General features: G+C 65.0%; 1 protein-coding gene. It reads left to right on the top strand.

Going from position 1 to position 1,488, the window contains the following annotated elements; genetic code table 11:
* Positions 1-22: 22 nt before the first annotated feature.
* Positions 23-1,488: 30S ribosomal protein S12 methylthiotransferase RimO (rimO, locus tag Q4C89_RS10400; protein ID WP_303102545.1), on the top strand; the 1,466-nt coding region annotated here is incomplete at its 3' end.

Genomic DNA, 1,488 nt, shown 5'->3' with positions numbered 1-1,488 from the left:
AACCCCGCGCCGGACGTGGCGCATGGAGGACAATGTGACCACCACCGACCCCTTGCCCCCGACTTCCCCCACCGCCGCCCCCCAAGCGGCCAAACGAGTCGGCTTCATTTCGCTCGGTTGTCCCAAAGCCCTGGTGGACAGCGAACGAATCCTGACGCAGCTCCGCGCCGAGGGCTACGAAGTCGCGCCGAGCTACGACGGGGCCGACGCCGTCATTGTCAACACCTGCGGCTTCATTACGCCTGCCATCGAGGAATCGCTGAGCGCCATCGGTGAGGCGCTGGACGCCACCGGAAAAGTCATCGTGACGGGCTGCCTGGGCGAGCGCCCCGAAAAAATCATGGAGCGTCACCCCAAAGTCGCCGCCATCACGGGGTCGGAGGCGGTGGACGAGGTGATGGGCCATGTCCGCGAACTGCTGCCGCTCGACCTCGACGCCTTTACCGGGCTGCTGCCGGTGGCTGCGCCGGGGATGCGGGCGGGCATCGAAGCGCCGCAGCGTGAGAACACCAAGCACGGCGACGTGTTCGCGCCCAGTGTCAAGCTCACCCCCCGGCACTACGCCTACGTCAAGATCGCCGAGGGCTGCAACCACACCTGCGCCTTTTGCATCATTCCCAAGCTGCGCGGCCTGCAAGTCTCGCGCGACGCGGGTGCGGTGCTGTACGAGGCGTTCCGGCTGATTGCGGGCGGCACCAAGGAACTGATGATCATCAGCCAGGACACCAGCGCCTACGGGGTGGACATCCGCTACCGCGAGAGCGAATTTCAGGGCGAACAGGTGCGGGCGCACCTCACCGACCTCGCCGTCAAACTGGGCGAAATGGGCGCGTGGGTCAGGATGCACTACGTCTACCCCTACCCGCATGTGGACCGGGTGGTCGAACTGATGGCGCAGGGCAAGGTGTTGCCGTACCTCGACATTCCGCTGCAACACGCCTCGCCCAAGATTCTGAAACTGATGCGCCGCCCCGGTGCGGGCAAGCAACTCGATACCATCCGCCGCTGGCGCGAAATCTGCCCGGAACTGGTCATCCGCTCGACCTTCATCGTCGGTTTTCCCGGCGAAACCGAAGAGGATTTCCAGGAACTCCTGCAATTCCTCGAAGACGCCCGCCTCGACCGCGTGGGGGCCTTTCCCTACTCCGACGTGGAAGAAGCCGACGCCAACGCGCTGCCGAATCCCGTGCCGGAGGAGGTCAAGCAGGAGCGCCTGGCCCGTTTCATGGAAGTCGCCCAGCGCATCAGCACCGAGAAACTGGCGGAAAAGGTCGGGCAGGTCATGGACGTGATCGTGGATGAATTCAACGACGACGAGGACGACGCCCCCGGCACCCGCCTGATCGGGCGCACCAAGGGCGACGCGCCGGGCATCGACGGTCAGGTGTACCTGTTCGCTGGCGACTTCGCCGGACAGGTCAAGATTGGCGACATCGTTCGCGCCCGCATCGAGGACAGCGACGAATACGACCTTTACGGCGAAGTGGT

Source organism: Deinococcus sp. (genome assembly GCF_030523985.1).
Taxonomy (GTDB): Bacteria; Deinococcota; Deinococci; order Deinococcales; family Deinococcaceae; genus Deinococcus.
The sequence above is the reverse complement of the archived record's forward strand: the minus strand, read 5'-3'. Positions and strand labels throughout refer to the sequence as shown.